Source organism: Arthrobacter sp. TmT3-37, assembly GCF_054510835.1.
In genome coordinates, this window is the sequence record NZ_JBTNDU010000005.1 from 41,097 (window position 1) to 57,964 (window position 16,868).

Below are 16,868 nucleotides of genomic sequence, written 5' to 3' on the forward strand. Positions count from 1 at the left end.
CTCGTCAACTGGTCAGCGCCGGTGGTTGGCCGTGAGGGACCCACGAATGGATCGGCCCGGACGCCTCTGAATACTGGATACTGCTGAAACTTTTGTAAGCCTACTTCTGATTGCATCGGGCGGTCACGCCGAAATCGTGCGCGTCCATGGTGTTGCCTGCCCAATACTCCGCACAGTCGGTGCGTTCCAGTAGATTGGGGAGGTCCCATTCCACCTGGAGATCCTGACACTGTGCATCTGAAGAGTCTAACCGTGCGGGGGTTCAAGTCTTTCGCCTCGGCGACCACCTTCGACTTCGAGCCCGGCGTGACCGCCGTCGTCGGTCCGAACGGCTCGGGCAAGTCCAACGTGGTCGACGCCCTCGCCTGGGTGATGGGGGAGCAGGGCGCCAAGACCCTGCGCGGCGGCAAGATGGAGGACGTCATCTTCGCCGGGACGTCCGGCCGTGCCCCGCTGGGACGGGCCCACGTCTCGCTCACCATCGACAACGCGGACGGCGCCCTGCCGATCGAGTACTCCGAAGTGACCATCTCCCGCACCCTCTTCCGCGCCGGCGGGTCCGAGTACGCCATCAACGGCAAGAACTGCCGCCTGCTCGACATCCAGGAACTCCTCTCGGACTCGGGGCTCGGTCGCGAGATGCACGTGATCGTGGGCCAGGGCCAGCTCGACAAGGTGCTGCACGCGACACCCGAGGAGCGCCGGGGCTTCATCGAGGAGGCCGCCGGCATCCTGAAGCACCGCCGCCGCCGGGAGAAGACCGTGCGGAAGCTGGACGCGATGCAGGCCAACCTCGCGCGGCTGTCCGACCTCACGGCCGAACTGCGACGGCAACTGACCCCGCTGGGGAAGCAGGCCGAGGTCGCCCGCCGGGCGCAGCAGGTGCAGTTCGCGGTCCGCGACGCGCGATCCCGGCTGCTCGCGGACGAGCTGGTGACCCTCCGGTCCGGTTTCGAGCGGGACGTCGCCGCGGAGGTGGCGCTCCAGGCGCGTCGCGAGGAGGTCGAGAAGACCCTCGGCGCCGGGCAGGAACGCCAGGCGGACCTCGAGCGGGCCGCGGCGGCGTCCGTCCCGACCCTGAACAGGGCGCGGGAGACCTGGTACGCCCTGTCGAGTGCGCGCGAGAGGCTCTCCGCGCTCGCCGCCCGCGCAGAGGACCGGGGGCACCTCCTCGGCCAGGGAGGCACGGAACCCGAGTCGGGGCGTGACCCCGACTCCCTCGACCGGCAGGCCGAGCGTGTCCGTACCGAGGTGGCCGCGCTGCAGGACGAGGTGGCGTCGCTGGGACGCGTGCTCGAGGAGACACTCACTGCCCGCCGCGTCGCCGAGGACGCCGCATCGGCCGAGGATGCCCGGCTCGCCCGGCTGCTCCGCGCCGCGGCCGACCGGCGCGAGGGCGATGCGCGGCTCGCGGGCACGGTGGGAGCCGCACGCTCCCGCGTCGAGGCAGCCGTCGCCGAACTCGGCCGCCTCCGCGCGTCCATCGCTGCTGCCGAGGAGCGTCGCAGCACCGCCGAGCGTGACTTCACGGCGCTCGAGAGCCAGGTGGCCGGGGACGAGGAGGGCGAGGAGGGCCTCGACGCCGAGTACGAGGAGGCATCGGCCGTCCTCGCGTCCATCACGGACGGGCTGCGGATCCTCGTCGATGAGGAACGCTCCGCGGAGCGGGACCGCGGCGCACTGGCCGCGCGGCTGGAGGCGCAGCGCGAAGGCCTGCAGCAGCGTGACGGGTCCGGTGCCCTCCTGGCCGCCGGGCTCGACGGCGTGTCCATGCCGCTCGCCCAGCTGCTGCAGGTCGCTCCGGGCTTCGAGAAGGCCGTCGCCGCTGCCCTCGGTGCGCGGGCCGACGCCGTGACGGTGGAGGGCATCGCCGCTGCCGTCGACGCCCTGCAGCTCCTGAAGACCGAGGACGCCGGTCAGGTCTCGCTCGTCGTCGCCACCGGCGCGGTGGAGGGCGGGCTCCAGGCGAAGGCGGAGTTCGGGCCGGCGCTCCGGGATTCCGACGACCCCGTCCCCGTGCTGTCCGTCGTGACCGTTCCGCCGCCGCTCCGGGCCGCGCTCGAGAGCCTGCTGGACGGCGTCGTCGTGGTCACGGACCTCGGCCACGCCCGGGGTGTGATCGAGGACGGCAGCACCCCGGTCGCCGTCACGCGCGACGGGGACGTCCTGTCCCGGTATTCCGCAACGGGCGGCACCCCCGGCGCGGCGGGCTATCTCGAACTCCGCGCGGCCGCCGAGGAGACGGAGGAACGGCTCGCGCAGGCGGTCGCCTCGACCGAGCGCCTGCGCTTCCGGCTCTCGGGGGCGAGGACCGAACGGGACGCCGCGCAGCAGCGGGTGGACGCCGCGCTCGAGCGACTCCACGAATCAGATGCGCGGATGGCCGCCGTCGCCGAGAGGCTCGGCCGGCTCAACGCGGGCCTGCGTTCGGCCTCCGGGGAGGCCGAACGACTGACGACCCTGATGCACGCAGCCGAGGCGAACCTCGCCCAGGAGGAGACACGACTCGAGGAGGCGGCGCGGCGACTCCGGGAGCTGCAGGAGCAGCCCGTCGAGGCCGAACCCTCCACAGGGCAGCGCGACGCCCTGCACCGTGCAGCGGTCGACGCGCGCCAGGCCGAGCTGGAGGCCCGCCTCGCCCTGCGCAGCCGCGAGGAGCAGCTGTCCGCGCTCGCCAACCGGGCAGCATCGCTGGAGCGCGCGGCGCAGTCCGAGCGCCGCGCGCGGGAGCAGGCCGCGGAGAAGGCGAGGATCCGGCGGGCCCAGGCGCTCAAGGCCGCCGCCGTCGCGCGGGCCGCCCGCCACGCCGAACGGCTCGCCGCAGGATCGGTCGAGGTCGCCGTGCAGCAGCGGGACGCCGCGGAGCGCCTGCGTGAGCAGCAGGACGCGGAGCTGCAGGAGGTCCGCGCGACGAACGCCGACCTCGGCGTCGAGCTCGCCCGCCTGACCGACTCCGTGCACCGCGACGAGCTTGCACGCACGCAGCAGAGGCTCCGTATCGAAGCGCTCGAGAACCGGTCCATCGAGGAGCTCGGCCTGACGCCGGACCACCTCGTCGACGAGTTCGGTCCGCACCTGCCGGTGCCGGAGGACTCCGCCGGCGGTGACAAGTGGGCTGCGCTGCGGGCACCTGTCGACGACGACGGCAATCCGGTGCCGCAGGGCGTCCCGTTCGTCCGCGAGCAGCAGGAGAAGCGGCTGAAGCGTGCCGAACGCGACCTCGCGGCGCTGGGCAAGGTCAATCCGCTCGCCCTCGAGGAGTTCGCGGCGCTCGAGGAACGCCACCAGTTCCTGAGCACCCAGCTGGCGGACCTCAAGGCGACCCGCAAGGACCTCCTGGACATCATCCGGGAGGTCGACGAGCGCGTGGAGCAGGTGTTCACGGCCGCCTACCGCGACACGGCAGAGCAGTTCGAACGCGTGTTCGCGACCCTGTTCCCGGGCGGCGAAGGCAGGCTCGTGCTCACGGATCCCTCCGACATGCTCACCACCGGCATCGAGGTCGAGGCCCGGCCCGCGGGCAAGAAGATCAAGCGGCTGTCGCTGCTGTCCGGCGGCGAGCGGTCGCTGACCGCCGTGGCGCTCCTCGTGGCGATCTTCAAGGCACGGCCGTCGCCGTTCTACGTCATGGACGAGGTGGAGGCCGCCCTCGACGACACCAACCTCGGCCGCCTGATCACGATCTTCCGGGAGCTCCGGGAGTCGAGCCAGCTGATCATCATCACGCACCAGAAACGGACGATGGAGGTGGCCGACGCGCTCTACGGAGTCACGATGCGCGGCGACGGCGTGTCCACCGTCATCAGCCAGCGCCTCGCGGCCGAGGTCGAGCAGGTCCTCACCTAGCCGTACCGCCCCTTCCGCCCCGAGGGGCTCGCCGGCGGGACCGGCTAGGGTCGGCGCGGCGGAGCGGTTCCCGTCCTGTCGGCACCCGGCCGGCCTGCGGTCGGGTCGCCGAGGGGTACGCGGGGGAGCGTCTCCCGGGACGCCAGCCAGACGGCGGCGGCGACGACCGCCAGGGCGCCGGTGGCCACGAAGGCCATGTCGTAGGACCCCACGAACAGGCGGTCGATGATGACGCCGGCGACGATCGGCCCGAAGATCGCACCGAGGTCGGAGCTCATTTGGAAGCCGGCCAGGACCTTGCCGCCGCTGCGGCCGTTGCCGATCACATCCGCGACGGCGGCCTGCTGGGCCGGGTTCAGGAGGCCGGTGCCCACTCCGCCGAGCACGCAGATCGCCAGGAACACGACGACGTTGCCGGAGAATCCCAGGGCGGCCATGGCGGCGCCGTTCACCAGGAGCCCGGCGACCACCAGCGGCTTCCTGCCGACGGTGTCGGCGAGTCGTCCCGACACCGTCAGGGCCAGTGCGGTGCCCGCCGCGAAGAACGCCAGGGAGATGCCGGCGATCCCCGGCCCAGCGCTCAGGACCGCCGTCGCGAAGAGCGGCACCAGCGCCATGCGGATGCCGAACGAGGACCACCCGTTCGCGAAGCTCGACACGAGCGACGCCCGGTAGGCGGAGTCGCGGAGCGCCTCGCGGACCGTCAGCGGAGCCTGGTTGCGCGCGGCCTGGCGGTCGGCCAGGGACGTCCCCTGGAGCTGGAAGAAGACGACGGCGGAAGCGACGAGCAGGGCACCGGCGTAGACGAGGAACGGCACGCGGAGACCGAGACCCGCCAGCAGGCCTCCGAGGATGGGACCGCCGATGCTGCCGAGCAGGAAAGCGGTGGCGTAGGCACCGGAGACGCGGCCGCGGATGGCGGGTGGGGCCAGCCGGACGATCAGGCCCATGGCCGAGACGGTGAACATCGTCGACCCGATACCGCCCAGTCCGCGGAACACCAGCAACTGCCAGTAGTCGGCGGCGAAGGCGCACGCGGCCGTGGACAGGGCGACGATGAGCAGCCCGAGGATGTAGACCGGGCGCTCGCCGAGCCTCTCGACGAGCCAGCCGCCCGCCGGTGCGAAGAGCAGCCGGGTGAGCGCGAAGGCGCTGACGATCACGGACGCCGCGGTCACGCCGACGTCGAAACTCTGCGCGAACTGCGGGAGGACCGGGGCCACGAGCCCGAAGCCGATGGCGATCACGAAGGCCGCGGCGATGAGGACACGGATCTCGCGGGGGATGCTCTCGCGCACCGGGGCGGGTTCCTGCGTCCGCGGGACCCGACGGCTCCCGGGGAGGAACCGGAAGGGGGAGTGCTTGCGCGCGCGAGGGAGTCCGGCCATGGTCCTCGCATTCTGCCACTGCGTCGACAGGATCCTCAATCGGCCCGTATGAGAAGGTGGATCAGTGAACGACATCCTTCTGCCTGTCATCTTCGTCATCCTCGCGATCGCCGTGATCGGGTCGCTCGCGATCCTCCTGGTGCGCGGCAGGCGCACGCCGCCGGGGCTCTACTCCTCACCGCGCGACGCCGACGACCAGGTGGCGGGCCCTGCCCACGGCGCCACGTCGCTGGATGTCCTCGACCAACCGGACGGTGTCACCACGGATGTCCTGGTGCCCGACGACCTCAGCGGCCTCGAGGAGGCTCCTCCCGCCGAGCGCCTCGACACCGTGGACCCGGTCCAGGGCCGGCTGGCGCGACTGCGTGCCCGCCTGGTGCGGTCGAACAACGCCCTCGGCAAGGGCCTCCTCGCCCTGCTGTCCAGGGACAGGATCGACGAGGACGTCTGGGACGAGGTCGAGGAGACGCTCCTCCTCGCAGACCTCGGCACCGAGCCGACCCTGGAACTGGTCGATGCCCTGCGCGAGCGGGTGAAGGTGGCCGGCAGCCGCAACCCGGCCGAGGTCAAGGACATGCTCCGCGAGGAACTGGTGAAGCTCGTGGACCCGTCGATGGACCGTTCCCTCGCCACGCAGCGCCATGCCGACCGCCCCGCGATCGTGATGGTGGTGGGCGTCAACGGTGTCGGCAAGACCACCACCGTCGGCAAGCTCGCACGCGTGCTGGTGGCCGATGACAAGGATGTGCTCCTGGGGGCGGCGGACACCTTCCGTGCAGCCGCCGCCGAGCAGCTGGCCACGTGGGGTGCCCGGGTCGGCGTGCCCACGGTCAAGTCCGACGTCGACGGCGCCGATCCGGCCTCGGTCGCCTTCGAGGCCGTGAAGGCGGGCATCGAGCAGGAGGTGGACGTCGTCCTCATCGACACGGCGGGACGGCTGCAGAACAAGGTCGGCCTCATGGACGAACTGGGCAAGGTCAAGCGCGTGGTCGAGAAGCAGGGCACCGTCGACGAGGTCCTGCTGGTCCTGGATGCCACCACAGGGCAGAACGGGCTCAACCAGGCGCGGGTGTTCGCCGAGGTCGTCAACATCAGCGGTATCGTCCTGACCAAGCTGGACGGCACCGCGAAGGGCGGCATCGTGGTGGCCATCCAGCGCAGCCTCGGGGTGCCCGTGAAGCTGATCGGACTGGGCGAGGGTGCTGACGACCTCGCACCCTTCGACGCCGAGAGCTTCGTCGACGCACTGCTGAACTGAGCCCGGGCGGGGCGCCCGGTCCCCGATCGGACGCCGGCAGCGATCCGACGCAAGGGAAACCTGCCGGAAACATCGGTGTCACGCGTCTTTTACGTCGGTGAGAGTGTTGTAACTTGCCGGCAATGTGATGCCCCAGGGACGGAAACACGATCATCGCATTCTGGAGGAGCGGGAAGTCCCCGCCCCTTTGGAAGGATCGTGTTTGATGGATCTGACAGCAGGTCACGTCTGGGTGATGATCTCAGCCGCCCTCGTACTCCTCATGACCCCCGGCCTCGCCTTCTTCTACGGCGGGATGACGCGCGCCAAGGCCGCACTGAACATGATGATGATGAGCTTCGTCGCCGTCGGGCTCGTGGGAGTCGTCTGGGTCCTCTGGGGCTACTCGATGACCGGCGGGGACGGCGTCGCACAGCTCTTCGGCAACCCCTTCGCCTCCTTCGGGCTGAACAGCCTGATCGGGACCGAGGACCTCATCGGCGCCGGCTACGGGGCCACCTTCGCCATCATCACGGTGGCGCTCATCAGCGGGGCGATCGCCGACCGCGCGAAGTTCGGCGCCTGGACACTGTTCGTGCCGATCTGGGTCACCCTGGTCTACTGCCCCCTCGCCTTCATGGTCTGGGGTGGCGGACTCCTCAGCGCCGACGGCGCCGTCGGTGGTGCCGTCGGTGAGGCCATCGACTTCGCGGGTGGCACGGTCGTCCACATCAGTGCCGGCGTCGCCGCACTGGTCCTCGCGCTGATCCTCGGCAAGCGGCAGGGCTTCGGCAAGGACCCCGCGCAGCGCCCCCACAACATCCCGTTCGTCATGCTCGGCGCCGCACTCCTGTGGTTCGGCTGGTTCGGCTTCAACGGAGGCGCCGCGGGCACGGCCGAGGAGGCCGGCCTCATCTGGGTCAACACCATGGCGGCCCCCGCGGCCGCGATGGTCGGCTGGCTCATGACCGAACGCATCCGCGACGGCCGCCCCACCTCCCTCGGTGCCGCATCGGGGATCGTGGCCGGACTCGTCGCCATCACCCCGGCCTGCGCCAACGTCAGCCCGATCGGCGCCGTGGGCCTCGGGATCGTCTCGGGAGCGGTCTGCGCCCTCGCCGTCGGCATCAAGTACCGCCTCGGCTTCGACGACTCGCTCGACGTCGTCGCCGTCCACCTCGTCGCCGGTATCGTCGGCACGCTGTCCCTCGGGTTCATCGCACTGCCCGTCGAGGGTGCGGGTGGCGGACTCTTCTACGGCGGTGGCGTCGGCCAGCTCGTCGCCCAGATCGTCGCGGCGGCCATCGCCATCGCACTGTCCGCGATCATGACCGCGATCATCGGACTCGCGATCCACAAGACCATCGGGTTCCGCGTCAGCTCCGACAACGAGGTGTCCGGCATCGACCTCTCGGAGCACGCCGAGACCGCCTACGAATTCGGCGGCCTGGGAGTGGGCGGATCCTTCCACCCCTTCGCCGAGCAGGCGCTGTCCCAGCAGAAGACCGCGCAGCCACAGACCACCCAGCAGAACGTCACGGAGGGCATACATTCATGAAACTGGTGACAGCAATCGTTCGTCCCGACAAGCTCGACGGCGTCAGGGGCGCCCTGGAGAACTACGGCGTGCAGGGCCTCACGGTCAGCCAGGCCAGCGGCTACGGCCGCCAGCGCGGCCACACCGAGGTGTACCGCGGGGCCGAGTACACGGTGGACCTCCTGCAGAAGGCGCGCGTCGAGGTCCTCGTCGCCGACGCCTGGGTCACCGACATCGTCGACGTCCTGGTCTCCACGGCCAACACGGGCCGGGCCGGCGACGGCAAGGTGTGGGTGATCCCCGTGGAGGAAGCGGTCCGCGTCCGCACGGGCGAGCGCGGAGAGGCCGCACTCTAGGGACGGGGAAACACCGGGACACCGGTCATACACAACGAAGGGCTGCCACGATGTGGCAGCCCTTCCTTTGCGTATGCGTCGGGCCGGCGGCTAGGCCCGGCCGTGCGAGGACGGCCAGGACTCGGGCCCGCCCGACCCTGCCGGGTACTCCTCGAGCGGCACCCGGTCCTCCGACCAGGCGCGCAGGACCGGTTCCACGATGCGCCAGCAGTCCTCGGCGGTGTCACCACGGACGGAGAGGGTCGGATCTCCCGCGAGCACGCCGTCGAGCACCTCGCCGTAGGGGAGCAGGTCGGTCTCGTTGAGGTCCGCACTGAGGGTCGCCCGGTCCAGCGAGAAGATGTCGCCCGGTCCGTTGACGTCGAGTTCGAGCTGCAGGGTGTCGGGGCCGAAGCCGATGCGCAGCTTCGTCGGGGCGTCCTGCCCGGTGAAGCCGACGGGGAGGTGGCTGACGGGCCGGAACGTGATGACCGCCTCCTTGCGCTTGACGCCGAGGGCCTTGCCGGAGCGGAGCACGAACGGGACGCCCGACCAGCGTTCGTTGTTGATCGACACGGTGACCTCCGCGAGGGTCTCGGTGCCCCGCGACGGATCGACGCCGGGTTCCGCGGCGTAGTCGGGGATCTGCCGGTCGCCGATCGTGCCGGCGGTGTACCGGGCGCGACGGCTGCTGCCCGGGCTGTCGAGGTCCACCGAACTCGCCCGGAGGATCGAGCCGATATGGTCCCGCAGGTCGCGTTCGTGCAGGGTCGACGGCGCGTTGAGCGCCAGGAGGGCCATGACGTGCAGCAGGTGGCTCTGGATCATGTCCCGCAGGGCACCCGCGCCGTCGTAGTAGCGCGCGCGGTTCTCGAGCGCGAGATCCTCGTCGAAGATCACCTCGACCTTCTCGATGTGGAGGTTGTTCCAGACGGGTTCGAGGATCCGGTTGGCGAAGCGCAGCCCGAGGATGTTGAAGACCGTCGCCTTGCCGAGGAAGTGGTCCACGCGGTGGATGTTCTGCTCCGGGACGAGTCCGGCCAGCTTGTCGTTGAGGCTGTGCGCCGACGCCTGGTCCGTCCCGAAGGGCTTCTCCATGACGAGGCGCGTGCTCTTTGGCAGCGAGTCCGGCCCCAGGGCGCTGCAGGCCTTCTGGCTGATGGCCGGGGGCAGGGCGAAGTACAGCGCCACCGGCCCCTCCAGCGTCCGCACCAGGTCGGCCAGGCCGTCCTGGGTGACGTCGATCAGGTGGTACGAGCTGTTGTCCCGCACCTGCTGGAGCGACGCCCGACCGGCGTCGTCGGCCTTCTCCAGGGCCGCGGCGAACGCCCCATCGACGCGTTCGCGCCACTGCTCGTCCGTCCAGTCATCGGATCCCGCGCCCACGAGCTTCAGCCCGTCGGCGCGCCCGAGCCGGATGAGCCGCGCCAGACCCGGGAGCAGCAGGCGCCCCGTGAGGTCCCCGGACGCCCCCAGGATGAGGAGCGTCTTGACCCGGGTGTCGGCCTCGGCGGGAATGGTGTCATGTTCTGCGAGAGAGTGAGTATCCACCTCTTCACCTTGCCACTTATCCCTGTGCCTGTCCCGCACTCGGGCAATGCGTCGCCGGTTGCGCTCCCGGGACGTGGTGCACCGCCGCCTGCCGCCGGAAGGACACCCCTCGGCGGACCCCAGTTGGTAGGCTTGGGAGTTGGATCTCCAAATCTCCCGATGAAAGTAGTTCACGGCACGTGTTCAATTCACTCTCCGACCGGCTGACTGCGACCTTCAAGAACCTCCGCGGCAAGGGCCGCCTCACTGAGGCGGACATCGATGCCACCGTCCGCGAGATTCGTCGAGCCCTGCTCGACGCCGACGTCGCCGTCCCCGTGGTCAGGGCCTTCACGGCCGCCGTCAAGGAACGTGCACTCGGCCTCGAGGTGTCCCAGGCCCTGAACCCGGGCCAGCAGGTCGTCAAGATCGTCAACGAGGAACTCGTGGGGATCCTCGGCGGCGAGACCCGGCGCATCAAGCTCGCGAAGAACCCGCCGACCGTCATCATGCTGGCCGGCCTCCAGGGCGCGGGCAAGACCACCCTCGCGGGCAAGCTGTCCAAGTGGCTCAAGGGCCAGGGGCACAGCCCGCTGCTCGTCGCCTGCGACCTCCAGCGCCCCAACGCCGTGCGCCAGCTCCAGGTCAACGGTGAGCGCGCCGGTGTTCCCGTCTACGCCCCCCACCCGGGTGTCAGCTCCGACTTCGAGGCCGCGACCGGCGATCCCGTCGCCGTGGCCCGCCAGGGTGTCGCCGAGGCGCGCGCCCGCCTGCACGACGTCGTCATCGTCGACACGGCCGGCCGCCTGGGCGTGGACGCCGAACTGATGCAGCAGGCCGCAGACATCCGCGCGGCCATCAGCCCCGACGAGGTCCTGTTCGTCATCGACGCGATGATCGGCCAGGACGCCGTCAACACGGCCCTCGCGTTCAACGAGGGCGTGGACTTCACCGGCGTCGTCCTGACGAAGCTCGACGGCGACGCCCGCGGTGGCGCGGCGCTCTCGGTCGCGTCCGTGACCGGCAAGCCGGTCATGTTCGCCTCCACGGGTGAGGGACTGAACGACTTCGAGCTGTTCCACCCGGACCGGATGGCCTCGCGCATCCTGGACATGGGCGACATCCTGACACTGATCGAGCAGGCGGAGCAGTCCTGGGACAAGGACGAAGCGGCCCGGATGGCGAAGAAGTTCGCCGACCAGGAGGACTTCACGCTCGACGACTTCCTGGCGCAGATGCAGCAGATCCGCAACATGGGCTCCATGAAGAAGATGCTCATGATGATGCCCGGTGCCGCCAACATGCGCGAGCAGCTGGAGAACTTCGACGAGCGGGAGATCGACCGCGTCGAGGCGATCGTCCGCTCGATGACACCGCACGAGCGCGTCGCACCCAAGATCATCAACGGGTCCCGCCGCGCGAGGATCGCCCGTGGCTCGGGCGTGCACGTGTCCGAGGTGAACGGCCTGCTGGAACGCTTCACGCAGGCCCAGAAGATGATGAAGAAGATGGCTTCCGGCGGCGGCATCCCCGGGATGCCCGGCATGGCGGGCCCCGGCGGGTTCGGCGGCCCCCGCAAGACGAAGGCGGCTGCGGCCAAGGGCAAGAAGAAGCCCCGCTCGGGCAATCCCGCGAAGGCGGCCCAGGAGCTGCAGGACGCCGAGGCACGCCGTTCCGCCGCCCGTACCGCGGCACCCACCGGTGCCGCGTTCGGCGGCGGGCAGCCGGACTTCGACCCGTCGGCCATGAACCTCCCGAAGGGCTTCGAGAAGTTCCTCGGGAAGTAGCGCGGGCGGTGCCGAACCTCGAGCGGGTCGTCTTCGTCCACGGCAGCGGCAGCTTCGGCGCCGCGGCCTGGCCGAAGCAGCATGGACTGTCGCTCGACTTCGACTGCCTGTACCTGCGGCGGCACGGGTTCGCCCCGGATGCGGATCCGCTGCCGACCGACCACGGCCGTGACCAGGAGATCGTCGCCGAGGCTCTGGGCGACGGCGGACACGTCGTCGCCCACTCGCAGGGCGCGGTTTCCGCGATGATGCTCGCCGTCGAACGCCCGGACCTCGTGCGCTCCCTCACCCTCGTCGAGCCGGCGTGCCTCTCCCTGACGGCGGACCTCCCTGCCACCCGTGCCCACATCGAGCTGATGGCGCCGCTGTTCGCCGAGCGCCACGCCCTGTCCGACGAGGAGTTCCTCCGCGCGTTCGTGCGCCGCATGTTCTCCGCGGACGCGCGGCCGGCCACCTCGGGGGAGGAGCGTCGGGATGCCGCGAGGCTGCGGCTGCAGAGCCCGCCGTGGGAGGCGCCGCTGTCGATCGTGCCCGGGGTGCCGACCCTGGTCCTCACCGGGGGCTGGGAGCCGCTCTACGAGGAGGTCGCCGAGTACCTCGCCGGGACCGGGGCCGTGCACCGCGTCGTCCCCGGCGGCCACCGCCCCCACGACACGCCGCAGGGGGACGCACTGATCCGGGCCTTCCTGCGCGCCGGTACCGTGCGGGCGGCGGCGTGACCGCCGTCCCGGCCCGCCGGGCGCCGTGACGCATCCCGAGGGGTTCCTCCACCTCACCGGTACGGTGCTGCTGTCGCCGACGCGCACGGTGCCCGACGTCTACGTGCAGCACGGCCGGTTCACCTTCGCGAGGCCGCCCGGCACCCCCGTGCAGACCCTCTCGGGCTGGGTGCTGCCCGGCCTCGTCGACGCGCACTGCCATATCGGGCTCGACCGGCGGGGCCGTGTGCCGGACGCGCTGGCCGAGCAGCAGGCCCTGCAGGACCGGGACGCGGGGACGCTCCTCGTCCGCGACGCCGGCGTCGTCAACGACACCCGGTGGGTGCAGCGCCGCGCGGACCTGCCGCGCCTGGTGCGGGCCGGCCGGCACGTCGCCCGTACCCGGTGCTACTTCCGCGACTACGCCGTCGAGGTGGAACCCGCGCAGCTGGCCGGCGCCGTGGCCGACCAGGCGAGGCTCGGGGACGGCTGGGTGAAGATCGTGGGGGACTGGATCGACCGGTCCGTCGGAGACCTCGTCCCCGCCTTCCCGCCCGCCGCGCTCAGGGACGCCGTCGACGCCGCCCACGCCGAGGGGGCGCGCGTCACCGCCCACTGCTTCGCCGCCGCGACGCTCGACGGCATGCTCGACGCCGGGATCGACTGCATCGAGCACGCCACGGGCATGCTGCCCCGGCACGTTCCCCGTTTCGTGGAGCAGGGCGTGGCGATCGTGCCCACGCTCGTCAATGTCGACACGTTCCCGGTCATCGCCGACGGCGCGCAGCAGAAGTTCCCCGACTACGCGGCGCACATGCGGCGCCTGTGGGGCGGGCGGGAGGAGATGGTGCGCCGTGCCTACGACGCCGGCATCCCGGTCTACGCGGGAACCGACGCCGGCAGCGTGATCGCGCACGGCCGGCTCCCCGACGAGATCGCCGCGCTCGCCGCCGCGGGTCTCGGCGCGTCGGCGGCACTCGACGCCGGCTGCTGGGCAGCGCGGCGCTGGCTCGGCTTCCCCGGCATCGAGGAGGGTGCGAGCGCCGACGCCGTGGTGTGCTCCTCCGATCCCCGCCAGGACATCGGCACCCTCGCCTCCCTCCGGGCCGTCGTCCTGCGCGGAGCCGTGGTGCGGACCGCAGCAGCGGAATAACTTGAAGCTTCAATTAGTTGTACGGGGTGACCGACCGTCGACCGCCCGAGGAGCCGCAATGCACCCGCAGGACCTGTTGCCCACCGACACCGCCATGGGAACGCTGACCCTCAAGGTCGGCGACCTCGCCCTCCTGTCCACCTACTACGCCACGGCTCTCGGCCTCCAGGTGCTCGAGGACGGCGCCGACGCGGTCGTCCTGGGGCGCCGGGGGAAGGCCGTGGTCCGCCTCGAGGAGGCCCGGCACCTGCATCTCCCGCCGCGCGGGGAGGCCGGACTGTTCCACACGGCGCTCCTGTTCGCCGACCGTTCCGACCTCGCAGCGGCCGTCGCCTCGGCCGCCCGGCACCCGCTCAGCTCCTTCGTCGGCAGCGCCGACCACCTCGTCAGCGAGGCGTTCTACTTCACCGACCCGGAGGGCAACGGTATCGAGCTGTACTTCGACCGCCCGAGGGACACCTGGGACTGGTCGCAGGACGCGCGGGGGAACCGATCGGTCGTCATGGACAGCCTGCCCCTGTCCCCGCAGGCGTACATCGACGAGCACCTCACCGAGGCGGCCGTGTCCGACGCCGCATCGAGGAGCGCGGACGTGGGCCACGTGCACCTGCAGGTGGGCGACGTCGACACCGCGCGCCGGTTCTACGTGGACGTGCTCGGCTTCGAGCGGACTGCGGGCTGGCACGACCAGGCACTGTTCGTGTCGGCCGGCGGATACCACCACCACATGGCCATGAACGTGTGGAACAGCAGGGGAGCCGGACCCCGCAAGGACACGCTCGGCCTGGGCGAGGTCCTGATCAGCGTGCCGTCCGCCGACGAGGTGGGCGCCCTGGCCGACCGGCTGTCCTCCGCGGGCGTCGCGAACCACTCCACGGGCGCCGAGCTGCGCTTCGAGGATCCCTGGCGCAACCGGCTGCGCGTGGCCGTCCCCGGCCAGGGCGGCGGAATCGCCTAATTTCCCGCCGTCTGGCACAATGGACTCGTACTCGATCCGTGCAGCCCCTCTCTCTGTGCGTGAATTGTGTCCTTTGAACCCCTCGAAATGGCCCGCCCCACGGGAGCAGGACGACGGGTTCGCCCCTTTTCATTTACAAGGAGTGACCACACAAGTGGCCGTAAAGATTCGCCTCAAGCGCATGGGCAAGATCCGCGCACCTTTCTACCGTGTCGTCGTCATGGATGCACGCTCCAAGCGTGATGGCCGTGCCCTCGAAGAGATCGGTAAGTACAACCCCACCGAGGAGCCCTCGTTCATCGAGATCAACTCCGAGCGTGCGCAGTACTGGCTCGGCGTCGGCGCCCAGCCGACCGAGCAGGTCTCCGTACTGCTGAAGATCACCGGTGACTGGCAGAAGTTCAAGGGACTCAAGGGCCAGGAAGGCACCCTGAGGACCAAGGCAGCCAAGGAGTCGTTCGTCGCCCCCGAGAAGGGCTCGGTGATCGTCCCCGAGGCCATCACGCCGAAGGCGAAGAAGAACGACGACGCCGCCGCGGAAGCCACCGAGGCAGAGTAAGTTGCTGGCCGAAGCTCTGGAGCACCTCGTCCGCGGCATCGTCGACAACCCGGACGACGTCCGGGTCTCCGCGAAGAACAACCGCCGCGGCGAGACGCTCGAGGTGCGCGTCCACCAGGAGGATCTCGGCCGCGTGATCGGCCGCCAGGGGCGCACCGCCCGGGCGCTGCGCACCGTGGTCGCCGCCCTCGCGGACGGCGAGCCGGTACGGGTCGACGTCGTGGACACCGACCGCCGCCGGGGCTGACCCCGCCAGAGCTTTCACGGCACGAACTTTCGATCGGCCCCACTACCAGTACCTGGTGGTGGGGCCGATCTCATGTACACCGACCACACCCAGCAGGAGCAGCGCGATGGAAGTACTGGTAGCCAGGATCGGCAAGCCCCACGGCATCCGGGGCGAGGTGACGGTCCAGCTCTTCACGGACGCTCCCGAGGACCGTTTCGAACCGGGCGAGACCTTCCGGGTCGAGGACGCCGCGGTGACCGAACTGACCGTGGTCAAGGCGCGCTGGAACAAGGACATCCTGATCGTCGGTTTCGAGCAGGTCCCCGACCGCAACCAGGCCGAGACGCTGCGCGGCGCGAAGCTCTTCCTCGATACCGCCGGATCGGAGGACGCGGACGACGACGCCTGGTACGAGCACGAGCTCGTGGGACTGGACGTCCGGGTCGACGGCGAATCCGTGGGCAAGGTGACGGGCCTGCGGACCATGGCCGTCCAGGACCTCCTCGTCGTCGAACTCACCACCGGCCATGAGGCGCTCGTCCCGTTCGTCGGCGAGATCGTCCCGGACGTCGATCCCGAGGCCGGCTTCGTGACAATTGTGCCGCCGGCCGGGCTCTTCGACCTCAACACCCCGGGCTCCAACCAGGCGCCCGACGACGGCGACGACGTCGCAGCACCCGAGGACGGGGCGCGCGGCTAGTGCGGATCGACGTCGTCTCCATCTTCCCGGAGTACCTCGCCGCCCTCGACCTGTCGCTCATCGGCAAGGCGCGGCAGGACGGCGTCCTCGACGTACGCGTGCACGACCTCCGCTCCTTCACGACGGACCGGCACCGGACCGTCGACGACACGCCCTACGGGGGCGGGGCGGGCATGGTCATGAAGGCCGAGCCCTGGGCGCAGGCCCTCGAATCCGTCCTCGACGGAGCCCCCGCGGCGGAGCGGCGCCCCACCCTGATCGTCCCCTCGCCCGCCGGCGCGGTGTTCGACCAGGCCATGGCGTACGAGCTCGCCGAACTCGATCACCTGGTGTTCGCCTGCGGCCGCTACGAGGGCATCGACGAGCGGGCGATCGACTGGGCGCGCGGGGACTTCGACGTCCGGCCCGTCTCGCTCGGCGACTACGTCCTCAACGGCGGGGAGGTGGCCGTCCTCGCCATGGTCGAGGCCGTGGGGCGCCTGATCCCCGGCGTCGTCGGCAACCCGGAGTCGCTCGTCGAGGAGTCCCACTCCGACGGCCTGCTCGAATACCCGGTGTACACGAAACCCTCGTCCTGGCGGGGCCGGGACATCCCCGAGGTCCTCCTCAGCGGGAACCACGCGAAGATCGCCGAGTGGCGGCGCCTCGAGCAGTTCCACCGGACGGCCGAACGGCGCCCGGACCTCCTGGCAGGCGTCGACACCGGGGCACTGACGAAGGTGGACCTCAAGGCCCTGCGCGCAGCGGGATTCGACGTCGTCGACGGCAGGCTGATCCGGCCGGAGCATTAGCAGTCTGCGCCGCCCCTGTGGAATAATCGTAGATTGTGTCCACTGGGCCGGACCCTGCCACAGGGGGAGTCCAGCCAACAGTTCCACACACCGGCCGCCGGACCTCCGGACCGACCGGGA

At 70.7% G+C, this 16,868-nt stretch carries 14 protein-coding genes; 12 read left to right on the forward strand and 2 right to left on the reverse strand.

From position 1 onward, the window contains the following. The first annotated feature begins 231 nt into the window (after positions 1-231). Complete coding sequence (gene smc / locus ACX80U_RS08795; protein WP_459268127.1) at positions 232-3,846, forward strand: chromosome segregation protein SMC; 3,615 nt, start codon at positions 232-234, stop codon at positions 3,844-3,846. Between the two features lie 44 nt (positions 3,847-3,890). Here the strand turns inward: smc and ACX80U_RS08800 are convergent, their stop codons facing one another. Beyond that, a complete protein-coding gene (locus ACX80U_RS08800; RefSeq protein ID WP_459268128.1) occupies positions 3,891-5,234 on the reverse strand; it encodes an MFS transporter in 1,344 nt (447 codons plus the stop codon). Positions 5,235-5,298: 64 nt separating this feature from the next. On the opposite strand from ACX80U_RS08800, the gene ftsY reads away from it, so the two are divergent. From ftsY to ACX80U_RS08815, 3 genes are all read left to right on the forward strand, one after another. Then, positions 5,299-6,492, forward strand: coding sequence for a signal recognition particle-docking protein FtsY (gene ftsY / locus ACX80U_RS08805; RefSeq protein ID WP_208741381.1), 1,194 nt, complete (start codon positions 5,299-5,301; stop codon positions 6,490-6,492). A 205-nt stretch (positions 6,493-6,697) separates the two neighbouring features. Then, a complete protein-coding gene (locus tag ACX80U_RS08810; RefSeq protein ID WP_208741379.1) occupies positions 6,698-8,029 on the forward strand; it encodes an ammonium transporter in 1,332 nt (443 codons plus the stop codon). Further along, positions 8,026-8,364: a P-II family nitrogen regulator gene (locus ACX80U_RS08815; RefSeq protein ID WP_043445797.1), complete on the forward strand. Its 339-nt coding sequence runs from the start codon at positions 8,026-8,028 to the stop codon at positions 8,362-8,364. The genes ACX80U_RS08810 and ACX80U_RS08815 overlap by 4 nt, the downstream gene beginning before the upstream one ends. Positions 8,365-8,454: 90 nt before the next feature. Here the strand turns inward: ACX80U_RS08815 and ACX80U_RS08820 are convergent, their stop codons facing one another. Next, entirely contained in the window at positions 8,455-9,894 is a 1,440-nt protein-coding gene (locus tag ACX80U_RS08820) for a glucose-6-phosphate dehydrogenase (RefSeq protein ID WP_459268129.1), read from the reverse strand. Between the two features lie 179 nt (positions 9,895-10,073). Here ACX80U_RS08820 and ffh point away from each other — a divergent pair, with 179 nt between their 5' ends. The 8 genes from ffh to trmD all read left to right on the forward strand — a co-directional run bounded on the left by ffh (position 10,074) and on the right by trmD (position 16,748). Then, on the forward strand, positions 10,074-11,660 hold the full coding sequence (gene ffh, locus ACX80U_RS08825) for a signal recognition particle protein (protein ID WP_133080696.1): 1,587 nt from the start codon (positions 10,074-10,076) through the stop codon (positions 11,658-11,660). A gap of 8 nt (positions 11,661-11,668) precedes the next feature. After that, complete coding sequence (locus ACX80U_RS08830) at positions 11,669-12,379, forward strand: alpha/beta fold hydrolase (RefSeq protein ID WP_133080695.1); 711 nt, start codon at positions 11,669-11,671, stop codon at positions 12,377-12,379. A 25-nt stretch (positions 12,380-12,404) separates the two neighbouring features. Further along, entirely contained in the window at positions 12,405-13,511 is a 1,107-nt protein-coding gene (locus ACX80U_RS08835; RefSeq protein WP_459268130.1) for an amidohydrolase family protein, read from the forward strand. 58 nt (positions 13,512-13,569) lie between these two features. Next, on the forward strand, positions 13,570-14,469 hold the full coding sequence (locus ACX80U_RS08840) for a VOC family protein (protein WP_208741374.1): 900 nt from the start codon (positions 13,570-13,572) through the stop codon (positions 14,467-14,469). Between the two features lie 154 nt (positions 14,470-14,623). After that, a complete protein-coding gene (gene rpsP, locus ACX80U_RS08845; RefSeq protein ID WP_104118496.1) occupies positions 14,624-15,028 on the forward strand; it encodes a 30S ribosomal protein S16 in 405 nt (134 codons plus the stop codon). 1 nt (position 15,029) lies between these two features. Then, positions 15,030-15,275, forward strand: a complete 246-nt coding sequence (locus ACX80U_RS08850; protein WP_104118497.1) for an RNA-binding protein — start codon at positions 15,030-15,032, stop codon at positions 15,273-15,275. A gap of 106 nt (positions 15,276-15,381) precedes the next feature. Continuing rightward, on the forward strand, positions 15,382-15,957 hold the full coding sequence (gene rimM / locus ACX80U_RS08855; protein WP_133080693.1) for a ribosome maturation factor RimM: 576 nt from the start codon (positions 15,382-15,384) through the stop codon (positions 15,955-15,957). Next, positions 15,957-16,748, forward strand: coding sequence for a tRNA (guanosine(37)-N1)-methyltransferase TrmD (gene trmD, locus ACX80U_RS08860; protein WP_459268131.1), 792 nt, complete (start codon positions 15,957-15,959; stop codon positions 16,746-16,748). The genes rimM and trmD overlap by 1 nt, the downstream gene beginning before the upstream one ends. Positions 16,749-16,868: the final 120 nt, after the last annotated feature.

What these genes read in the sequence shown, in the direction of transcription:
- ACX80U_RS08800 (WP_459268128.1), bottom strand. Translation starts at nt 5,234, where the DNA reads ATGGCCGGACTCCCTCGCGCGCGCAAGCACTCCCCCTTCCGGTTCCTC.
- ACX80U_RS08810 (WP_208741379.1), top strand. Translation starts at nt 6,698, where the DNA reads ATGGATCTGACAGCAGGTCACGTCTGGGTGATGATCTCAGCCGCCCTC.
- ACX80U_RS08815 (WP_043445797.1), top strand. Translation starts at nt 8,026, where the DNA reads ATGAAACTGGTGACAGCAATCGTTCGTCCCGACAAGCTCGACGGCGTC.
- ACX80U_RS08840 (WP_208741374.1), top strand. Translation starts at nt 13,570, where the DNA reads ATGCACCCGCAGGACCTGTTGCCCACCGACACCGCCATGGGAACGCTG.
- rimM (WP_133080693.1), top strand. Translation starts at nt 15,382, where the DNA reads ATGGAAGTACTGGTAGCCAGGATCGGCAAGCCCCACGGCATCCGGGGC.